Raw genomic sequence first — 18938 nt, forward strand, 5'->3', positions numbered from 1 at the left:
TCAGAGTTGACGTCGCAGTTCGGTGCGTAGTGGGTCGGTGAGGTCGCCCCGGCCGTTGACGTGAATGTCGTCGAGCCCCTGCCAGGTGGCGGCCTCACGCAGCACCGGGACGAGCCGCGCTGCGGTGTCGTCGGGGGCGGAGGCCTCGCGCCAGGCCGATTGCACCCGCAGAGTGCCGGCCTTGCGGTCGCTCTTCAGATCGACCCGTCCGACCACTCGGTCACCGCGCAGGACCGGCAGCGAGTAGTAGCCGAACTTCCGCTTGTGGGCAGGCGTGTAGATCTCGATGCGGTAGTGGAAATCGAAGAGCCGCTCGGTACGCGGACGGAACCACACGACCGGATCGAAAGGCGACAACAGGGCGGTGGCATCGAGTCGTCTGGGTTTGCGCGCGTCGCGATGGACCCACGCCGGGGACTCACGTCCGTTGTTCTCCCAGCCCGGCACCCGGACCGGCACGAGGGTTCCTTCGTCCGACAAGTCGCGAATTGCGCCGCGGATCTGCGCCCGTTTCATACGGAAGTAGTCGGCCAGGTCGGCTTCCGTGGCGATGCCGAGGGCTGCACCGGCGTGGCCGACCAGGCGACGGACGGACTCTTCTTCGGGAAGGTCGACGAATTCTTCCGACGCGAAGACGTGTTCGGGGAGGGCGTACACGCGCTCGAAGCGAACCCGTTCGTTGCACACGACCTGACCGGTGCGCCACATGAGCTCGAGTCCGACCTTGACGTCGGACCAGCCCCACCAGCTGCCACGCGAACGATTGGCATCGTGCTCGATGGCGCTCGCCTTCATCGGGCCCTTCTCCCGGAGCTCCGCCAGAAGCCAGTCGGTGAGATCGCGGTGAGTCGACAACCACGAGTCGGGTTTCGCCGCCTCGTCCCGGTACGCGCGACGTCGAAATCCGAACAGTGGCCAACTGTGGCGTGGAACGAATGCGGCCTGATGGGCCCAGTATTCGACGGCGTGCCCCTTGCCGCCGTAGGTCAGCCGGTCGAGTGAGGTGCGGTCGTAATCGCCGAGACGGCTGAGGGCGGGGAGATAGTGACTGCGCTCGAAGACATTGACCGAATCGATCTGCAGTAGCCCGAGACGCTCGATCAGGTTTCGCAGGGTGCGGGTTCCGGCTGTCGCCGTTCGAGTGCCGGCGAACCCTTGCGCGGCCAGCGCGATACGGCGCGCGAGGTCGGGCGAGACGGTGTCGGTCATGGTGCCGGGAACGCTAGCAACAGCCCCCGACAGACGTGTGCTGCCTGCGTGATCCTTGCCACCCACTACACCCTGTCGTTGGCAAATTGCGCAGAACTGGGACACTGGATGCCGTGACTGTTTCGTCCCCCGATCCCGAGGTCCCCACGGCATCGTCCGCGCAGCTCTTCGACCGAGCGGAATCGGTGATCCCCGGAGGCGTCAATTCGCCGGTCCGTGCATTCCATTCCGTGGGCGGTACGCCCAGGTTCATCGAGCGCGCTTCGGGTTACACCCTGACCGATGTCGACGGAAACGACTACGTCGACCTGATCTGTTCCTGGGGTCCGATGATCCTCGGACATTCGCACCCGGCAGTGGTCGAGGCGGTCCGCGAAGCGGCAACCACGGGGTTGTCCTTCGGCGCCCCGACGGCAGGCGAAATCGACCTCGCAGCCGAGATCGTGAACCGGGTGGCACCCGTCGAGCAGGTACGACTGGTCAACTCCGGTACCGAGGCCACCATGAGTGCCGTGCGCCTGGCACGCGGATTCACCGGCCGCAGCAAGATCGTGAAGTTCGCCGGTTGCTATCACGGCCACGTCGACGCACTTCTCGCCGATGCCGGATCGGGCCTGGCGACCTTCGGCCTGCCCACGTCGCCCGGAGTGACCGGAGCCCAGGCCGGCGACACCATCGTCGTTCCGTACAACGATCTCGACGCCGTCGCAGAGGTGTTCGCGGCGAACGACGGCGACATCGCGTGCGTGATCACCGAGGCCGCTGCCGGGAACATGGGGGCGATCGCACCCCTGCCCGGCTTCAACGAGGGCCTGCGCGCACTGACCCGCGAACACGGCGCCCTGCTGATCATGGACGAGGTGATGACCGGTTTCCGCGCCAGTTCGTCCGGATGGTTCGGCATCGACGGAGTTGCGGGCGACCTCTACACGTTCGGCAAGGTGATGAGCGGCGGACTGCCCGCGGCCGCTTTCGGTGGTCGCGCAGACGTCATGGCGCACCTCGCACCTGCCGGTCCCGTCTACCAGGCCGGCACCCTGTCGGGTAACCCGGTCGCAGTCGCTGCCGGGCTCGCGAGCCTGCGCGCCGCGGACGCGGAGGTCTACGGGGCACTCGAACGCAACGCGGCAACTCTCACCGCCCTGCTGACCGATGCGCTGACCGCGGAGGGTGTCGCGCACCGCGTGCAGCGGGCAGGAACTCTCCTCAGTGTCTTCTTCAGCGAAGACCCGGTGGTGGACTACGCGGGAGCAAAGGCTGCGGAGACCTTCAGGTTCCGCGCCTTCTTCCACGCATTGCTGTCCCGGGGCGTCTACCCACCGCCGAGTGCGTTCGAAGCGTGGTTCGTCTCGGCCGCGCTCGACGACCGTGCCTTCTCGATCATCGCCGACGCGTTGCCCGCCGCAGCCAAGGCCGCGGCCGCCGCGCAACCGCAGTGATCACTCCCTCTACCTTTCCAGTACCTACCCGAGGAATCGCCAAGTGACCGACGCCGATCACCCCGACCACACGCAGACCCGCACGATCGTGCACGTGCTCCGGCACGGCGAGGTGCACAACCCCCGCGGCATTCTCTACGGGCGTCTTCCCGGTTTCCGGCTGTCCGTCACCGGCGAGGCACAGGCTCGGGCCGTCGCCGCCACGTTGGCGGACCACGACATCGCGTGCGTCGTGGCGTCGCCGTTGCAGCGCGCTCAGGAGACGGCCGCACCGATCGCGGAGTCGCACGGCCTCGAGGTCTCGACCGACGAGAATCTCATCGAGGCCGGCAACGAGTTCGAAGGTCTCAAGGTCGCGGTCGGTGACGGTGCGCTCTCGCGTCCCCGGCACTGGTGGAAGTTGCGCGACCCGTTCACGCCGTCGTGGGGCGAGCCCTACCTGCAGATCGCGCACCGCATGCTCGCCGCGGTCAACAATGCCCGCGTCTCGGCGGTCGGCCACGAGGCCGTCGTCGTCAGCCATCAGCTCCCGGTCTGGACCCTGCGCCGATTCCTGCAGGGTGAGCGGTTGTGGCACGATCCGCGGAATCGTCAGTGCGGACTGGCATCGTTGACCTCGCTCGTCTACGAGGGCGACACTCTCGTGGACATCGTGTACTCGGAGCCCGCCGGCGCATCGGATCCGACGGTGACCGGAGCATGACGCGTGGGCGCTTCGCCGGGCTCGTGGCGATGATCTGTGCGGGCGCCCTGTCGCTGTCGGCGTGTTCCACCGGTAACGACGCGGTTGCGCAGGGTGGGACCTTCGATTTCGTCTCGCCGGGTGGACAGACGGAGATCTTCTACGATCCGCCCGCCGAGCGCGGAACCATCGGAGAACTCACCGGTCCCGATCTGATGAACGACGGCGAGACCATTTCCCTGGACGACTTCGAGGGCGAAGTGGTCGTGCTGAACGTGTGGGGTCAGTGGTGTGGCCCGTGCCGTGGTGAAGCGAACGACCTCGAGGCCGCGTATCAGGCCACCAAGGACAAAGGCGTGGCCTTCCTCGGTATCAACGTGCGTGACAACCAGCAGGACAAGGCCCAGGACTTCGTGATCGACAACGGTGTCTCGTACTCGTCGATCTACGACCCGGCGATGCGAACCATGATCGCTCTCGGCAAGAGTTACCCGACCAGTGTCATTCCCACGACGATCGTGCTCGATCGCGAGCACCGGGTGGCCGCGGTGTTCTTGAAGGAACTCCTCACCGACGATCTGCAGCCGGTCGTCGAAAGAGTGGCCGCGGAGGATCGAGACCGATGACACCGGAACCGTCATGACCGATCTCGAAGTTCTCGCCGGGGTAGGTGACGCTTTCGCGTCGACCGCGTCCTCCGGCCCACTGTTTCTCGCGCTTGCGGCCTGTGCGCTCGCAGGTCTCGTCTCGTTCGCGTCGCCGTGTGTCGTCCCACTCGTGCCCGGGTACCTGTCGTATCTGGCCGGCATCGTCGGTGCCGAAGCCCCCGCAGTGACCGCGACGGAAGCCGCCACGAGGACACGGACTCGTGCGGACGGACGGTTACGTGTTGCGGGTGCTGCGGCCCTGTTCGTCCTCGGATTCACCGTCGTGTTCGTGCTCGCCACCGCAACCGTGTTCGGCGCCATCTCGGTGCTCGCCATCAACCGTGAACTGCTCATGCGTGTGGGTGGCGTGGTGACCATCGCGATGGGCCTCGTCTTCGTCGGGCTCGTGCCCGCTCTGCAGAAGGACACCCGTTTCGAGCCGCGTCGGGTGTCCGGCCTCTTGGGAGCCCCACTTCTCGGCGGCGTGTTCGCGCTGGGTTGGACCCCCTGCCTCGGCCCGACGCTGGCCGGAGTGATCTCGCTCGCCGCCGGAACGGAGGGTGCGACCGCCGCCCGCGGAGTGGCGCTGATCGTGGCCTACTGCATCGGCCTCGGCCTGCCCTTCGTCGTTCTCGCGCTGGGGTCGGCCCGTGCCCTCACAGGTGTCGGATGGCTTCGCCGAAACGCCCGAACAATTCAGATCGTCGGCGGAATCATGCTGGTGCTCGTAGGCATCGCACTGGTCACCGGCGCGTGGGACCAGTTCGTCGGCTGGGTCCGTGATGCATTCGTCTCGGAGGTGACGTTGCCGATATGACCGACACCGAATCTGTCACCGAGGAGCCGGATTCCGGATCGTCTCCGGTGCGCCGACAGTCGCCTGTCGGCAAGGCGTTCGCGCTGGTGCGCAACACCTGGCGCGGCCTGACGTCGATGCGCACCGCGCTGGTGCTGCTCTTCCTACTCGCGCTCGCCGCCATCCCCGGTGCCCTGTTGCCGCAACGCAACCTCAACGCAGGCAAGGTGGACGAGTACATCGCGGCTCGCCCGACTCTGGGGCCGTGGATGGACCGGCTCGAACTCTTCGACGTGTTCGGCAGCTTCTGGTTCACCGCGATCTACGTGCTCCTGTTCGTGTCACTGGTGGGGTGCATCCTGCCCCGCTGCGTGGATCACGCGAGAGCTCTCCGGACGAAGCCCGTCCCCGCACCGAGAAATCTGGCCAGGCTTCCGCACAACCGTGAGTCCCACGTCGACGAGAGCCCGGAGGAGGTCGCGGCCCGAATCAGGTCCCACCTGAAAGGGTGGCGGGTCACGACTCGCACTGCGGCCGACGCCGAGCGCCCCGCTCACGAGGACGAGATCACCATCTCCGCCGAGAAGGGTTACCTGCGCGAAGCCGGAAACCTGGTGTTCCACCTCTCGCTCGTTGGCCTGCTCGTCGCGATCGCCGTCGGCAAGCTCTTCGGCTACGAAGGCAACGTGATCGTGGTGGCCAACAACGGGCCCGGATTCTGCACTACTTCTCCCGCCGTGTTCGACTCGTTCAAGGCCGGCAACACCCAGGACGGCACGGGAATGACGCCGCTGTGCATCCGGGTGAAGGACTTCCGAGGCGACTACCTCGACAACGGTCAGGCGGAGATGTTCACCTCGAACATCAGCTACCAGGCCGGTGACGATCTCGAGACCAACACCTGGCGAGACGAAACGTTGCAGGTCAATCATCCGCTGCGCGTCGAAGGTGACCGGGTGTATCTGCAGGGTCACGGATATGCGCCCACCTTCACGGTCACCTTCCCGAACGGTGAGACGCGAACCGAGACGCTGCAGTGGCGACCGGACGACGCGACCACGTTCCTGAGCAGCGGCGCGATGCGGTTCGACCCGCCCGGAGGCATGTATCCGGACGAGACGGAGCGTCGCAAGAATCAGATTGCCATCGAGGGATTGTTCGCCCCCACCGCGATGTTCCACGGAAATCTGCTGGCTTCGAGTTATCCCGCGCTGAACGACCCGGCCGTGGCCATCGACGTCTACAAGGGCGACACCGGCCTCGACACCGGAAATCCGCAATCGCTGTTCTCGCTGAACACCGAGCTGATCAATCAGGGACGACTGGTGAAGCAGGACCGCGTCAATCTGTTCCCGGGGGAGAGCACGACGCTCGCCGACGGCACCAAGGTGCAGTTCGACGGCGCCGTCGACTTCGTCAACCTGCAGGTCTCACACGATCCCGCACAGAAGTGGGTGCTGGTCACCGCGCTGACGATGATGGCCGGTCTGCTGGTGTCGCTGGTCATCAAGCGGCGCAGAGTATGGGCGCGGATATACCCCGCGGAGGCAGTGGGCGACGGTCCACGACGTACGGTAGTAGAGCTTGGCGGACTCGCCCGGACCGATCAGGCCGGTTGGGGCGACGAATTCGACCGCCTCGGTTCCCGTCTTCTGGCGGACGACGACACGAAGCCTGACGCGCAGGAGAGCGGACGATGAACACCAACGAGACACTCGCGCAGTACAGCGACTGGGCGTTCCGGTCGTCCTTCACGGTCCTGGTGCTGGCGCTGATTCTTCTCATCGCGCAGTACGCATCCAAGCGAGCTCGCGCCGTGCAGGAGAAGGAATTCGTCGCCGCGGGCGGCACGGCCACCGACGCGTCCGTGCCCGGCCGCGTCGTGGAAGGGCCCAAGAAGCCGCTCGGTGAACGTCTGGGCGGTATGGGCTCGGCGGTTCTCGTCGTCGGAGTCGTGTTGATCTTCGCGTCGATCGTGCTGCGCGGATTCGCCACCCACCGATTCCCGCTCGGCAACATGTACGAGTTCGTCACCATGGCCTGCGCCGCCGCACTGGTGGTCGGTCTGGCGTTCCTGTCGCGACCTGCCTACCGCTCGCTGTGGGTGTTCCTCATCGTGCCGGTCCTGATCCTCATGTTCCTCGCAGCCACAGTTCTGTACGCGGACGCGGCCCCGGTCGTGCCCGCGCTGCGTTCCTACTGGCTGCCCATCCACGTCACGATCGTCAGCGTCGGTTCCGGGGTATTCCTCGTGGCCGGTGTCGCGAGCCTCCTGTTTCTCCTGCGCATGAGGTATCCGGAAGGGGCCGAGGGAAGTGGAATCTTCGCTCGGATTGCGGAACGGCTACCGGACGGCCAGACTCTGGACCGGCTGGCGTACAAGACCACGATCATCGGTTTCCCGCTGTTCGGGGCCGGCGTCATCCTGGGAGCGATCTGGGCCGAAGCTGCCTGGGGACGATTCTGGGGCTGGGACCCGAAGGAAACCGTGTCGTTCATCGCCTGGGTGATCTACGCGGCGTACCTGCACGCACGGGCCACGTCCGGCTGGCGGGACACGAAGGCCGCGTGGATCAACGTGGCGGGGTTCGTGGCAATGCTGTTCAACCTGTTCATCATCAACATGGTGGTGTCGGGCCTGCATTCCTACGCCGGACTGAACTGAACCACGAAGAACGAAGGGGTTATGTCCATGGCCGACGACCATCCCGCGTCGAGGGATTCCGTGAATCCCGACCGCCGCGAGGGCGAGAATGCGTCTCGTCAGGCTCCCGGCCCGTACACCCCGCCCCCGGCGCGTAATCCGTTCGCGAACCCCTTCGCGCCCGGGCCCGCGCAGCAGCAGTCGAGGCCGCAGCAGCCGCCTGCCTCGGAACAGCCCAGGCCGCAACAGCCTCCGTTCGCGCCCGCGCCGCACGCTCCCGCGGGTCCACCGCGAGAGCAGTGGACACAACCACCACCCGCGCCGCCTGCACAGCCGCAGCCGAGTCGCGAGCAGCACGCACTGCCGCCGCAACCGAACCAGGTGCCTGCCGCTCCGCCCCAGCAGCAGTGGACGGAACCCGAGGCTCGGCCGGTGCCCGGTACGCACTTCGCCGCTCAGCAGAATCCCTACGAAGGCGGCGCGCCCCAGGGCGGATATCACGATCAGCAGCACGGTGTTTCAGCCAGTGACCTGTCGACGTCGTTGCTGCTCAAGCAATCGAAACCCGCTCCGACTTCCGGCTGGCGGAAGACGCTGTACTCGGCTTCCGGCCGGAAGATCAACGTCGGCAACAGTTCGAAGGAACAGAAGCGACTCGATCTGACCAAGCAGGTCAATTCACCCTTGCAGGGCTGCTACAAGATCGCGTTGCTCAGTCTCAAAGGCGGCGTCGGCAAGACGACGACCACCGCCACTCTGGGGTCGACGTTCGCCTCGTTGCGTGGTGACCGCGTCATAGCCGTGGATGCCAACCCCGACCGGGGCACGTTGAGTCAGAAGACTCCACTCGAGACTCCCGCCACGGTGCGCAACCTGCTTCGCGACGAACAGAGCATCCAGAAGTACAGCGACGTCCGTGGCTACACCTCGCAGAGTGCTCACCGGCTCGAGGTCCTCGCCTCGGACTCCGATCCCGCAGTGTCCGAAGCCTTCAGCGCCGAGGACTACGCACGGACCGTTGCACTGCTCGAGAAGTACTACAGCATCGTGCTCACCGACTGCGGAACAGGCCTGATGCACTCGGCGATGAAGACGATCCTCGAAGAAGCGGACGCCTTGATCGTCGTCAGCTCCGGTTCGGTGGATGGTGTGCGCAGCGCCTCGGCGACCCTTGACTGGCTCGATGCGCACGGCTATCGAAGACTCGTTTCCGAAGCGACCGCGGTGGTCAACGCGGTGCGGCCGAAATCCGGCAAGGTCGATCTACCGCAGGTCGTATCGCACTTCGAGCAGCGCTGCCGACTCGTGCAGCTCGTCCCGTTCGATCCTCACCTCGAGGAAGGTGCCGAGATCGACCTCGACCGGCTGCGTCCTGCCACTCGCACAGCACTGCTCGAACTTGCCGCCGGCATCGCGACCAACTTTCCTGCGTCGAGCAACTACGCCCTGCAGGACCGAGTTCGCGAGAACTGACTGGTTCGGCTAGCTGCCGGACGAATCGGTCGGCGAAGAATCAGGCCCGTCACTGCGACGGCGATGGGTCTCGCGGTCTAGCCGCCAGAGGAACTCCGGATCGTCGTCCGGACCCATTCCGCGCTGGCTCAACGTCGCGGTGGGGCGAGGTCCGAAGCCTTTCCACAGCAGGACCGCGACCGTGACGAGACCGATGAATGCGAGTAGATACAGCACCGCACACCTCCTGGTGGCTCTCGAGGGTAGCCGGTATCCACGAGAGTAGTCGGTGTGATGCAGACACGACAGCGACGGACACCCTCACGAGTGTCCGTCGCTGTCGATGAAGTTCGTTACTGGCTCGTTACTCAGCCGCGGCCGGCTTCGGTCGTGAGCGAGCGGAGCAGCTGCATTACCTCCGCCTCGCGGAACCGGCGATGCCCACCCGGGGTGCGAAGCGAGCCGAGACGACCTGCATGCGCCCACCGAGTGACGGTCTTGGGATCCACATGGAACAGGGTTGCCACCTGTCCAGGGGTCATGAGGGCTTCTGTGGCTCCGTTGTACGTGGGTGCGCTCATCGACGATCCTCCGCTGGTTTTGTTCGGCCGCGAAACGGCCCTGCGCTTACCGTGGAGGCCATGCTTCCATCCGAACCCCTAGGTACTCGAACGATCTACGTTTGGTAAAGGGGAGGTAATAGACAAATCGGATAAGTCGGGCCGGTCGTGGCGAACAGAGACGGTGGGTAATCTGGGTGCGTGAGCGAGCCATCCGAGAAGCCATCAGACCGTCCCGACCATACCGACGACGCCTCGGCAGTCCCCGCGTCGACGGAACGTGTCACCAAGGGAACGCTGGCCCGCGACGTGGTGTTGTACTCGGTTGCTCGGCTGCTTCTCGTCGTCGTCATCGCGGCGATCATCGTTGGCGGGGGTCGGCTTCTCGACGTCGACGTCCCGTTGTTGGTGGCGGCAATCTTCGCCGTGCTGATCGCGCTGCCACTCTCGCTGGTGTTGTTCTCCAAGCTGCGCGCGCGGGTCAACAAAGGCATTGCAACCTTCGACGAGCGGCGCCGCGCCGATCAGGCCCAGTTGCGTGCCAAATTGCGCGGTGAGGACACCCCCTGATGGCGGGCGTCGACATCGATCGACGTGGGTCCCGCGTCTGGGTGGACAACGCTGTTCGACTGATCGAGGCGGACGCGCAACGTAGCGCCGACACCCACCTTCTGCGCTACCCGTTGCCCATCGAATGGAATGTGCAGCTCTACCTCAAGGACGAGTCCACGCACATCACGGGCAGTCTCAAACACCGGCTCGCCCGGTCGCTGTTCCTGTACGCGATCTGCAACGGATGGATCACCGAGGGGACAACGGTGATCGAGGCGTCCTCGGGATCGACGGCAGTGAGCGAGGCGTACTTCGCGCAGCTGCTCGGTCTCGACTTCGTCGCGGTGATGCCGGCCAGCACCAGTCCCGCCAAGATCGCGCTGATCGAGGCGCAGGGCGGTCGTTGCCACTTCGTCACCGACCCGTCGTCCATCTACGCCGAGTCGCAGCGCCTTGCCGGCGATACCGGCGGGCACTACATGGATCAGTTCACACACGCCGAGCGGGCGACCGACTGGCGAGGCAACAACAACATCGCCGAGTCGATGTTCACCCAGCTTCAGCGGGAACTGCATCCCGTACCGGAGTGGGTCGTCGTCGGTGCGGGCACGGGTGGCACGAGCGCCACCATCGGCCGCTATCTGCGGTATCGGCAGATGGACACCGGACTGTGCGTGGTCGACCCGGAACATTCGGTGTTCATCGACGGGTGGGCCGCCGACGATCCGCTGGTCACGGGCACTCGAGGGTCTCGGATCGAGGGGATCGGGCGTCCACGCGTGGAACCGTCGTTCGTCGGGCAGGTCGTCGACCGCATGATCCGGGTTCCGGACGCCGGATCGATAGCGGCTGCCCGCCACGCCAGTGCCGTGTTGGGTCGCAAGGTCGGTGGATCGACGGGGACCAACCTGTGGGGCGCCTTCGGGCTCATCGCGGAGATGTTCGCGGCCGGACGCAGTGGCAGCGTCGTCACGCTGCTGTGTGACGGCGGTGAGCGGTACTCGAACACGTATTACGACGACGACTGGGTTGCGAGTGAAGGCATCGACCTCGCCGGGCCCACCGCCGTGCTCGAGAAGTTCGCGAGCACGGGTGTCTGGTCGGCGATCTGACCTCTGGTCCGACTCCTCGGGGCTGGGGTGTGCAGAACTGTGGAACGGAGAATGACGTGACCGAGGAGCGCTGAGACTTCCCGAAACGAACGGTTCGCGAGAACGCCGGGTGCCTGGAGGGCAACCCGGCGTTCTCGGTATCGTCGCTACCTGTCCTCGACGCGGGACCCGGTTCCCGATAGCGCCGGTGTGTTCACCTCTGCGACATCAGTCACCAGGAGTTCGCCTTCCGCAAGCGATTCGGCAACGATCTCATTCTCGACCTGCTCGCTGAGCGGCTTCTCCTCGAGGAACCAGAGTGCGATTATCGCGATTACTGCCAGCGGGACCATGAACAGGAAGATGGGCAGCAGAGCGTCGTTGTACGACTCCACGATAGGGAGACGAATCGCGTCGGGAAGCCCGCTCACCGACTCCGGTGTCAGGGACTTCATCCCCTGGCCACCGGCACTTCCCGCGTGGCCGACACTGGCGAGCTTCTCCTGGATCAGCGTTGCGAGCCGAGAGGCGAAGATCGAGCCGACGATGGCGGAGCCGACCGTTGCGCCGACCTGCCTGAAGTAGTTGATGGACGCCGTCGCAGTCCCGACAACGCGGGCAGGGAAGGCATTCTGCACGATCAGTGTCAGAATCTGCATACCGAGACCGATGCCGAAACCGAAGACTCCGAGATACACACCCATCACCCATGTCGAGGTGTCCGCGTGCATCGTCGATAGCAGGATCAGGCCGATACCCATGATCGCCGATCCCACGATCGGGAACACCTTGTATCGACCGGTGCGTGACACCACCTGTCCCGAGAACGTCGACGCGACGAGGAGCGCTCCCATCATCGGGATCATCAGTAATCCTGCCTTGGTGGCGTCCGCCCCGGTGACCATCTGGATGTACGTGGGCATGTAGCCGACGGCGCCGAACATGGCGATACCGATCATCAGCGCCGCGATGGTCGTCAGCACGAAGCTGCGATTCGTGAACAGTGTCAGCGGCATGACCGGGCTCTCGGCGCGGGATTCGACGAACGCGAAGAGGCCGGCCAGTATGACAGCCCCGACACCGAGCCCGATGATCTGCGGCGATACCCACTCGTAGGTGCCACCTCCCCAGGTGCAGACGAGGACGAGAGCGGTGGTCGCGCCGGCGATCAGCGTCATGCCGAGGTAGTCGAGCTTGGGCCGCTCGTTGGTGTGGACCTTGGGCAGGTGCAGGAACGCCACGGTGGCGGCGATGGCCAGTGCACCGAGCGGCAGATTCAACCAGAACGCCCAGCGCCAGCCGGGGCCCTCGGTGAGCCATCCGCCGAGCAGCGGACCGGCAACCGAGGACACCGCGAACACCGCACCCATCAATCCCATGTACCGGCCACGCTCACGGGCGGGGACGACGTCGGCAATCGCGGCTTGCGACAGGATCATCAGACCACCGCCACCGATGCCCTGGAGGACGCGACCTGCGATGAGCACGCCGATGCCCTGGGCGAGGCCGCCGACGACGGAGCCCGCGACGAACAGCAGGATTGCGACGATCAGGACGGGTTTGCGGCCGAAGAGGTCGCTGATGCGCCCGTAGACGGGCATCACGATGGTGGAGGCGAGGATGTAGGAGGTGATCACCCAGGTCATGTGATCGACACCGTCGAGTTCACCGACGATCGTCGGCAATGCCGTCGACAGCACGGTCTGGTTGAGCGAAGCCAGCAGCATCGTCACCATGAGTCCGGCGAACAGCAGGCCCACATTCTTCTGGCGGCCGTCTGACGTTGAAGTGTCCGGCGCCACCGTGGCAGTGGTGGTCATGAAGTCTCTCTTCCAACAGTTGGCAGGATTTTGTGTCGCCGCACCGGGGCGGCCAAGAGGTTGGCACGTGAATCGAGTGGCGTTAAGATGCAGTCTCGTACCTTACGCAAGAGAAGGTTAGACCTTCAGGTTAAGATGCGCAACTGTTTCTTAAGGAGTGATATGGCAGAACGCCGACGGGGCGCAGCGCTCGAGGATGCCCTGCTCGACGCCGCCTGGGCCGAGCTGACCGAGACCGGCTACGCAAATCTGACGATGGAGGCCGTAGCCGCGCGCGCACACACCAGTCGCCCGGTGATCTATCGGCGATGGTCCGACAAAGCCGACCTGCTCCGGGCTGCCATGCAGCACATACTCGAACGCCATCGACCACCCGTGCCGGACACCGGATCGCTCCGAGGCGACATCCTGGCGCTGATGCACGAGATCAACCGGACCCGTGTCGGACTGATGACCGCGATGAGTGTCCAGGTGGCCGAATACTACGAGGCGACCGGCACCAGCCCTAGCGACCTACGCAAACTTCTCGCCACCGAACAACCCGGAGCACTGGACATCATCTTCGATCGCGCTGCGAGGCGGGGCGAGTTCGACCCGGCTCGGGTCACCAACAGGATCAGGTCGCTGCCGTTCGATCTGCTCCGACAGGAGATGCTCATGCACAGGCAGGCCGCCACCGACGCCACCATCTCGGAGATTGTGGACACCATCTTCCTGCCGCTCACACGAACGCCGACCAACGGCGCGCCCCCGCAATGATCACGCGAAGGCCACGGCCACCGACTCCGCTTATCCACATCGTTCGCGCGGTATCGCTGTCTCCACGGTTGCCCAGAACTCTTCAGTCATAAAACCGGTACGCGTCACCGAATCATCGTCACGGACGAACCCGCTCAAAATTGGGATGCACGCCCCTGGTTGGACACCGCGCGGCACATCGTCACCCTGGGCCAGGCATCGAGCCCGTGCCTGGCCTCGTCTTCTCGAATGCGTGCCAGCCTGGGAGTGACGTCGTCGTCGGCGAGTCGGTGAAATCCCAGCCGTTCGTAGTAGGGGGCGTTCCACGGCACGTCGGCGAACGTGGTCAGGGTCAGTGCGGGGAGGTGGTGCCCGGCCGCCCAGGCGTCGATCTCGTCGATGAGATGGGCACCGAGACCGCGGCGGGAGTGCTTGGGGTGGACCGACACCTGCTCGATATGGGCGGCGCCGTCCACGACCTCCATCAGCGCGTAGGCGACGGGATCGTCGTTGCCGTCGGTGGCGACCCAGATGTGGTCCGCATCGAGGTATTCGGACAGTTCCGCGAGGCTGGGAGGCGGGTCATCGGCGATCGCGGACATTCCGATATCGCGAAAAGGCGTTCCGGCGGCAACTTCGATCTGTTGCAGCAAGGGCAGGTCCGTGGGTTTGGCCAGGCGGATCACAGCTCATTCTTACCCGATCGCCGGGAGAATCCACACAACCTACGGTCCCGTAGGTTGTGTACCGTGGGGAACGTGAGCCGGCGTTCGAGTAAGCGGGTCGATCGGCCCGAGGTGACCTTGGAGAACAGTCGTGCCGTGTACGACTACTACCGAGATCACCAGCAGAATCGTGCCCTCGCGTGCGCCGCGTACGGACTCCTGGCCGCCAGGTATCGCCCGAGGATCACATACGGCACAGGCGCGGAACGGGCGTTACGCGACGTGCTCGGGTCGCGTTCGGTGCTGCTCGTCGCGGCGAATCATCTGAGCGAGTTCGACCAGTACACGTTGGCTGCCACGGCCTGGCGAACTCCGCTGCGTGGGGTCATCGGACGTACGCGGGTGTTGGCCAAGGACGAAGTGTTCGACCCGCCGCGCCGCCGTCGTGAGGTGGACGTCATGGGCGGAATCCCGGTGTTCCGCAGCAAGAACCACGGTTTGCGCGCCGTGGCCGACGCGGGGCGTCTCATGATGGAGGTGTCCGCCGAAAGGCTTGCGCGCGGAGACAATCTGGCGGTCTTCCCGGAGGGGACGTGCAACTACGACGACCCGCCGACCGTGCAGCACGTCAACAGTGGGATCGGGCACATCGCGTCCCGTGCGACGAAGGCCGGTGCGTCGGTGGCGCTTCTGTCCGTGGGTATCGCGTACGACCCGGATTCACCGCACGGTGACCCGGCGGTGAAATCGGCGAGCGTGTTCCTCGCCGAACCAGTCCTGGAGTTGCCGCAGAAGCCGATCGACATCTCCAGGCTCGTGCACGCCGACCTCCAGAAGGCCGTGGACGGCGCGATCGCCGCCTATTGACGGTCGTTCATGTAGAAAGCGCTACGCGCCTGCAACGCAACCGTGGCTCTGTAGCCTACGAGGACGGGTGTGATTCTGTATCCACATCTGCCAGTCCGGATGCGTCGGTCATGGGCGATGATCTCGTTCGATGGAAGCGTTTGTCGTCGGTGCTGTTGCACTCGCTGTGCTGGTCGGCATCGACCGTGTCGGGCTGTGGGCCGAGCGAAAGGGTTGGGTGTTCTGGCGAAAGAGCCGAACCGGCGGCTCTGCGGATACATGCGGTGGCATGTTGGGCGTGATGGACGAAATCTTCTCGCCGGCAAGGAACCACTTCACGGAAGAAATTGTCGCCAAGCAGAACGGTCGCGTGGACCATTCCGTCGGAAACGACGAGCTGATCGACCTGGACGAGGGCTGGATTCGTTTGCCGGCCTCTCGGGAACCAGGAACGGAACGAGGCGGACGAAGACGACCATGCCCACGAGTTCCACGAGGGTCTGTGTCACCACGACGACCGGGGTGAGTGCGTAGCCGGCGGGTAGGGCGAGAGTGAGCGAAAGTACCAGGGAGTTGCGGGTGGCTCCGCTGAAGATCAGTGCGCGATCGCCCAGTGTCGAAGCGAAACGCCTTGGCGGCGCCGTAGCCGAGCCCGCACATGACGACGAGAAAAGCCGCGTACAGCGGGATCACGCCTCGAAGTTGGTCGAGTTCGTCGCTGATCTCGGGGATCTGGCTCGCGACGACGACGAACAGAGTGCCGGCTATCAGAGGGGCCATGGCAGCGGTGAGGGCGCTGCTCACCACGGCATCGGCGCGATGCCGTGCGGCGACGGCCTCTGTGGCCCAGGCGAGTCCGAGGGGCAACACGATCAGGACGAGGAACGCTTCGAGGAGCGGACCGATCTCGACGATGTCTGCGAGTTCGGGTCCGACGAACAGCCACAGAAGAGCGGCAGCAGCGCCATCTGAGCGAGCATGAGTACCGGGGCGGCGGCGAGCAGTCTTCGGCTGCCTCCGCCCGCAGTCCGAAGAACACGATGACGTAGTCGATGCACGGTGTCAGGAGCGTCAGGAGAACGCCGAACAGGTCGAGGAGCATCGAGGTTCCCTCTGCAGGCGCCCGGACGTCGAGAATCAGGTCGAGGCCATTCGGTCGCAGGGTGAACTCGAAGAACGGGCAGCATTGACGTTCCGCTTGGTGTGAGTTCTCGGGGTGAGAAATTCGCACGAAACATCGCACTGTTCTTCACGATCGGGGAGCTCGTCGAGTTGGGCAATGGGCGGCGCGAAGGAGAGTGGAGAAGGTGGCGAGATCTGCGGATCGGGCGGAGACGTCGGCCAAGCCTGCTGTCATCAGTGGGCGTAGTCGCGAGCGTACTTCGGTACAGGGGTCGTGTTCCACACGGTCAGGAGTTCGCGGATCTCGTCGGGCGTGAGTCCGACGTGCTTCGCTGTCTGGACGAAGACGACGCGGTCGATGTCTCGATCGTCGTAGATCCGGTATCCGCTGTCGGTTCGACATGTCGGCACGAGGCCTGCTGACTCTTGGTACCGGAGCGTGGAAACCGGGACTCCGGTGCGATCGGCGAACGTGGAGATCCGCATTTGTCAACTCGTCTTGACGAACGACTGTTGTCAACGTACGTTGACAACATGTCCGAAGCAACCACGCTCGCCGCAGCAGCGGGAAGCCCCGACCCCGGTGAAGGTCTCAAGGCCGTCCGGGCGTTGCGCCGCCTACTCGAACGACTCGAGGCGCTCCAGGTCACCAACGCCCGCAATCAGGGGTGGTCGTGGCAGTCGATCGCTGATTCCCTCGAAGTCAGCAGGCAGGCAGTGCATCAGAAACACAACAGGAGAGGCAGGTAAACCCCATGTTCGAACGATTCACGAAGGGTGCACGAGCGGTAGTGGTCGATGCACAGAAGCAGGCGCGCACCACGAAGTCGCCGCACATCGGCCCCGAGCATCTGGTGCTGGGAATCCTCGCCGAACCGGACGGCCCGGCCGCGAACGTTCTGGCCGGTGCGGGCGTCACACTCGACGCCGTCGTGCGCAAGATCGACGAAGGCAGTGGCGCCCTGAACGACGGCGACGCCGAGGCTCTGGGATCGATCGGTATCGACCTCGACGAGGTGCGGCGCACCGTCGAGGACACGTTCGGGGAGGGCGCGCTCGACGATCCGATGGAACCGGAGAAGAAGGGGTGGTTCGCCCGGCGGACGGGCCACATCCCGTTCACCAAGGAGGCGAAGAAGGCCCTCGAACTGTCGCTGCGCGAGGCGATCGCCCGCAAGGACGACAACATAGGAACCGAACACATCCTTCTCGGAATCCTGCGCGCCGCGAACGGGGTCACCAGGGACGTGCTGGAAGGTGAGGTGGACGTCACCGAGATCCGTCGCAGGCTCCTCGTCGAACTCGACCGGGCAGCCTGAAACGGCTTCGCTTATGTCGGCGCGATGTGTCAGCATTCACGGATGACCTTCTTGGTGCGTCTCGTCATCAACGCCTTCGCGATCTGGCTTGCAGCACGGTGGATCAACGGCATCGAAATCTCGAGCTCGGGCAACGGAACCGGTTGGGACATCGTCGTTCTGCTCGGTATCGCGCTCGTGTTCACGGTGGTGAACTTCTTCGTCAAGCCGTTGGTGAAGCTGCTCTCGCTGCCGCTGTTGATCATCACGCTCGGGTTGTTCACACTCGTCATCAACGCGCTGATGTTGATGCTGACCGCTTGGCTCAGTTCGCAGACCGATTACGGCATGACCGTCGACGGATTCTGGACTGCGGTCTGGGGTGGACTGCTCATCGCGATCGTGAACTTCCTTCTCAGCGCCTTCGTCCCCGACAAGGACTGATCAGCCGAGCCCGAGCGCGATTCCGGTTGCGGCGCCCCATACGAGCATCGCGAGGCCGGAATCGCGCAGGGCGGGGATCAGTCCCAGGCCCAGTTCGCCTTTGCGGACAGGCGCGTTGGCCCGCACCGCGAAGGGGACGGCCAACAAGCCGAGCAGAGTCCACGGGGTGCGGGCGACGAGGATCAACGACATCACGAACGGGGCTGCGACGAGGACGAGGTGCAGCGTTCGGGTGCGGGCGTCGCCGAGTCGTACTGCCAGCGTGAGCTTGCCCGATTCGGTGTCGGTGGGGATGTCGCGGAGGTTGTTGGCCACCAGCACGGCGCTCGAGAACGACCCGACGGCGACGGCCGCTGCCAAGCCTGCCCAGTCGATCCTCTCCGCTTGAACGAACTGGGTTCCGAGCACGGCGACCAGACCGAAGAACACGAATACGGCGATCTCACCGAAACCGCTGTAGCCGTAGGGCTTCTTTCCGCCCGTGTAGAACCAGGCACCCACGATGCAGAAGGCGCCCACGGCAACCAACCACCACGCAGTGGCTGCGGCGAGGACGAGCCCAGCGACGGCCGCGACCGCGAAACATCCGATTGCCGCGTTCTTCACCGAAGATGCGGCCGCAAGCTTCGATCCGACGAGTCGCAACGGGCCGACGCGTTCGTCGTCGGTGCCGCGAATGCCGTCGGAGTAATCGTTGGCGAAGTTGACACCCACGATCAGAGCGAGAGCGACGACCATTGCGAGCAGTGCCTTCCACCAGACCGCAGCATCGAGCGATGCGGCAGCTCCGGTGCCGGCCAGAACCGGTGCGATTGCGTTCGGCAGTGTGCGCGGGCGCGCGCCTTCGACCCATTGAGAAACCGTTGCCATGTGTCGATCTTTGCACCGCAGCGCAAACGGTCGGCAGTCGCGGCGTGGAATACCATCGAATGC

General features: G+C 64.9%; 22 protein-coding genes. 15 read left to right on the forward strand and 7 right to left on the reverse strand.

Translation table 11 applies throughout. The annotated features are described in order from the left end of the window. Entirely contained in the window at nucleotides 1-1209 is a 1209-nt protein-coding gene (locus ACFWO3_RS00425) for a winged helix-turn-helix domain-containing protein (protein ID WP_378572574.1), read from the reverse strand. Between the two features lie 113 nt (nucleotides 1210-1322). Between ACFWO3_RS00425 and hemL the strand changes: the two genes are divergently transcribed. The 7 genes from hemL to ACFWO3_RS00460 are packed head-to-tail and all read left to right on the forward strand — an operon-like array spanning nucleotide 1323 to nucleotide 8890. After that, nucleotides 1323-2648, forward strand: a complete 1326-nt coding sequence (hemL, locus tag ACFWO3_RS00430; RefSeq protein WP_378572576.1) for a glutamate-1-semialdehyde 2,1-aminomutase — start codon at nucleotides 1323-1325, stop codon at nucleotides 2646-2648. A gap of 43 nt (nucleotides 2649-2691) precedes the next feature. After that, nucleotides 2692-3351, forward strand: coding sequence for a histidine phosphatase family protein (locus tag ACFWO3_RS00435; protein ID WP_378572578.1), 660 nt, complete (start codon nucleotides 2692-2694; stop codon nucleotides 3349-3351). Next, a complete protein-coding gene (locus ACFWO3_RS00440; RefSeq protein WP_378572580.1) occupies nucleotides 3348-3956 on the forward strand; it encodes a TlpA disulfide reductase family protein in 609 nt (202 codons plus the stop codon). The genes ACFWO3_RS00435 and ACFWO3_RS00440 overlap by 4 nt, the downstream gene beginning before the upstream one ends. A gap of 13 nt (nucleotides 3957-3969) precedes the next feature. After that, nucleotides 3970-4794 (forward strand): cytochrome c biogenesis CcdA family protein, encoded by an 825-nt coding sequence (locus tag ACFWO3_RS00445; RefSeq protein WP_378572582.1) that lies wholly within the window; start codon nucleotides 3970-3972, stop codon nucleotides 4792-4794. Further along, nucleotides 4791-6473, forward strand: a complete 1683-nt coding sequence (locus ACFWO3_RS00450) for a cytochrome c biogenesis protein ResB (protein WP_378572584.1) — start codon at nucleotides 4791-4793, stop codon at nucleotides 6471-6473. Before ACFWO3_RS00445 ends, ACFWO3_RS00450 begins: the two co-directional genes overlap by 4 nt. Continuing rightward, a complete protein-coding gene (ccsB, locus tag ACFWO3_RS00455; protein WP_378572586.1) occupies nucleotides 6470-7438 on the forward strand; it encodes a c-type cytochrome biogenesis protein CcsB in 969 nt (322 codons plus the stop codon). The genes ACFWO3_RS00450 and ccsB overlap by 4 nt, the downstream gene beginning before the upstream one ends. Before the next feature lie 27 nt (nucleotides 7439-7465). Further along, on the forward strand, nucleotides 7466-8890 hold the full coding sequence (locus ACFWO3_RS00460; protein WP_378572588.1) for a MinD/ParA family protein: 1425 nt from the start codon (nucleotides 7466-7468) through the stop codon (nucleotides 8888-8890). Between the two features lie 9 nt (nucleotides 8891-8899). Here the strand turns inward: ACFWO3_RS00460 and ACFWO3_RS00465 are convergent, their stop codons facing one another. Continuing rightward, nucleotides 8900-9106, reverse strand: coding sequence for a hypothetical protein (locus ACFWO3_RS00465; protein WP_378572590.1), 207 nt, complete (start codon nucleotides 9104-9106; stop codon nucleotides 8900-8902). Nucleotides 9107-9237: 131 nt separating this feature from the next. After that, nucleotides 9238-9450 (reverse strand): BldC family transcriptional regulator, encoded by a 213-nt coding sequence (locus ACFWO3_RS00470; protein WP_378572592.1) that lies wholly within the window; start codon nucleotides 9448-9450, stop codon nucleotides 9238-9240. Between the two features lie 180 nt (nucleotides 9451-9630). Between ACFWO3_RS00470 and ACFWO3_RS00475 the strand changes: the two genes are divergently transcribed. Both ACFWO3_RS00475 and ACFWO3_RS00480 read left to right on the forward strand, forming a co-directional pair. Then, complete coding sequence (locus ACFWO3_RS00475) at nucleotides 9631-9999, forward strand: DUF4229 domain-containing protein (RefSeq protein WP_378572594.1); 369 nt, start codon at nucleotides 9631-9633, stop codon at nucleotides 9997-9999. Next, nucleotides 9999-11093 (forward strand): PLP-dependent cysteine synthase family protein, encoded by a 1095-nt coding sequence (locus ACFWO3_RS00480; RefSeq protein ID WP_378572596.1) that lies wholly within the window; start codon nucleotides 9999-10001, stop codon nucleotides 11091-11093. The genes ACFWO3_RS00475 and ACFWO3_RS00480 overlap by 1 nt, the downstream gene beginning before the upstream one ends. Nucleotides 11094-11239: 146 nt before the next feature. Here the strand turns inward: ACFWO3_RS00480 and ACFWO3_RS00485 are convergent, their stop codons facing one another. Continuing rightward, a complete protein-coding gene (locus tag ACFWO3_RS00485) occupies nucleotides 11240-12892 on the reverse strand; it encodes an MDR family MFS transporter (protein ID WP_378572598.1) in 1653 nt (550 codons plus the stop codon). A gap of 162 nt (nucleotides 12893-13054) precedes the next feature. On the opposite strand from ACFWO3_RS00485, the gene ACFWO3_RS00490 reads away from it, so the two are divergent. Continuing rightward, nucleotides 13055-13651: a TetR/AcrR family transcriptional regulator gene (locus tag ACFWO3_RS00490; RefSeq protein WP_378572601.1), complete on the forward strand. Its 597-nt coding sequence runs from the start codon at nucleotides 13055-13057 to the stop codon at nucleotides 13649-13651. 134 nt (nucleotides 13652-13785) lie between these two features. Here ACFWO3_RS00490 and ACFWO3_RS00495 read toward each other — a convergent pair whose 3' ends face one another. Then, nucleotides 13786-14316: a GNAT family N-acetyltransferase gene (locus tag ACFWO3_RS00495; RefSeq protein WP_378572603.1), complete on the reverse strand. Its 531-nt coding sequence runs from the start codon at nucleotides 14314-14316 to the stop codon at nucleotides 13786-13788. 72 nt (nucleotides 14317-14388) lie between these two features. On the opposite strand from ACFWO3_RS00495, the gene ACFWO3_RS00500 reads away from it, so the two are divergent. Together ACFWO3_RS00500 and ACFWO3_RS00505 are read left to right on the forward strand one after the other, a co-directional pair. After that, nucleotides 14389-15162, forward strand: a complete 774-nt coding sequence (locus tag ACFWO3_RS00500) for a lysophospholipid acyltransferase family protein (protein WP_378572605.1) — start codon at nucleotides 14389-14391, stop codon at nucleotides 15160-15162. Between the two features lie 558 nt (nucleotides 15163-15720). After that, nucleotides 15721-16113: a hypothetical protein gene (locus ACFWO3_RS00505; protein ID WP_378572607.1), complete on the forward strand. Its 393-nt coding sequence runs from the start codon at nucleotides 15721-15723 to the stop codon at nucleotides 16111-16113. A 384-nt stretch (nucleotides 16114-16497) separates the two neighbouring features. On the opposite strand, the gene ACFWO3_RS00510 is transcribed toward ACFWO3_RS00505, so the two are convergent. Then, nucleotides 16498-16749 (reverse strand): MerR family transcriptional regulator, encoded by a 252-nt coding sequence (locus tag ACFWO3_RS00510; RefSeq protein ID WP_378572609.1) that lies wholly within the window; start codon nucleotides 16747-16749, stop codon nucleotides 16498-16500. A 48-nt stretch (nucleotides 16750-16797) separates the two neighbouring features. Between ACFWO3_RS00510 and ACFWO3_RS00515 the strand changes: the two genes are divergently transcribed. Genes ACFWO3_RS00515 through ACFWO3_RS00525 form a run of 3 tightly spaced genes read left to right on the forward strand, consistent with a single transcriptional unit; the run spans nucleotide 16798 to nucleotide 18005 of the window. Beyond that, nucleotides 16798-17013, forward strand: a complete 216-nt coding sequence (locus ACFWO3_RS00515; protein ID WP_378572611.1) for a helix-turn-helix domain-containing protein — start codon at nucleotides 16798-16800, stop codon at nucleotides 17011-17013. 5 nt (nucleotides 17014-17018) lie between these two features. After that, nucleotides 17019-17582 (forward strand): Clp protease N-terminal domain-containing protein, encoded by a 564-nt coding sequence (locus ACFWO3_RS00520; protein WP_378572613.1) that lies wholly within the window; start codon nucleotides 17019-17021, stop codon nucleotides 17580-17582. Nucleotides 17583-17624: 42 nt separating this feature from the next. Continuing rightward, complete coding sequence (locus ACFWO3_RS00525) at nucleotides 17625-18005, forward strand: phage holin family protein (protein ID WP_378572615.1); 381 nt, start codon at nucleotides 17625-17627, stop codon at nucleotides 18003-18005. On the opposite strand, the gene ACFWO3_RS00530 is transcribed toward ACFWO3_RS00525, so the two are convergent. After that, nucleotides 18006-18875: a 1,4-dihydroxy-2-naphthoate polyprenyltransferase gene (locus ACFWO3_RS00530; RefSeq protein WP_378572617.1), complete on the reverse strand. Its 870-nt coding sequence runs from the start codon at nucleotides 18873-18875 to the stop codon at nucleotides 18006-18008. Nucleotides 18876-18938 lie beyond the last annotated feature (63 nt).

Origin of the sequence: Rhodococcus sp. NPDC058521, assembly GCF_042719695.1 — a bacterium.
GTDB lineage: Bacteria > Actinomycetota > Actinomycetes > Mycobacteriales > Mycobacteriaceae > Rhodococcus_F.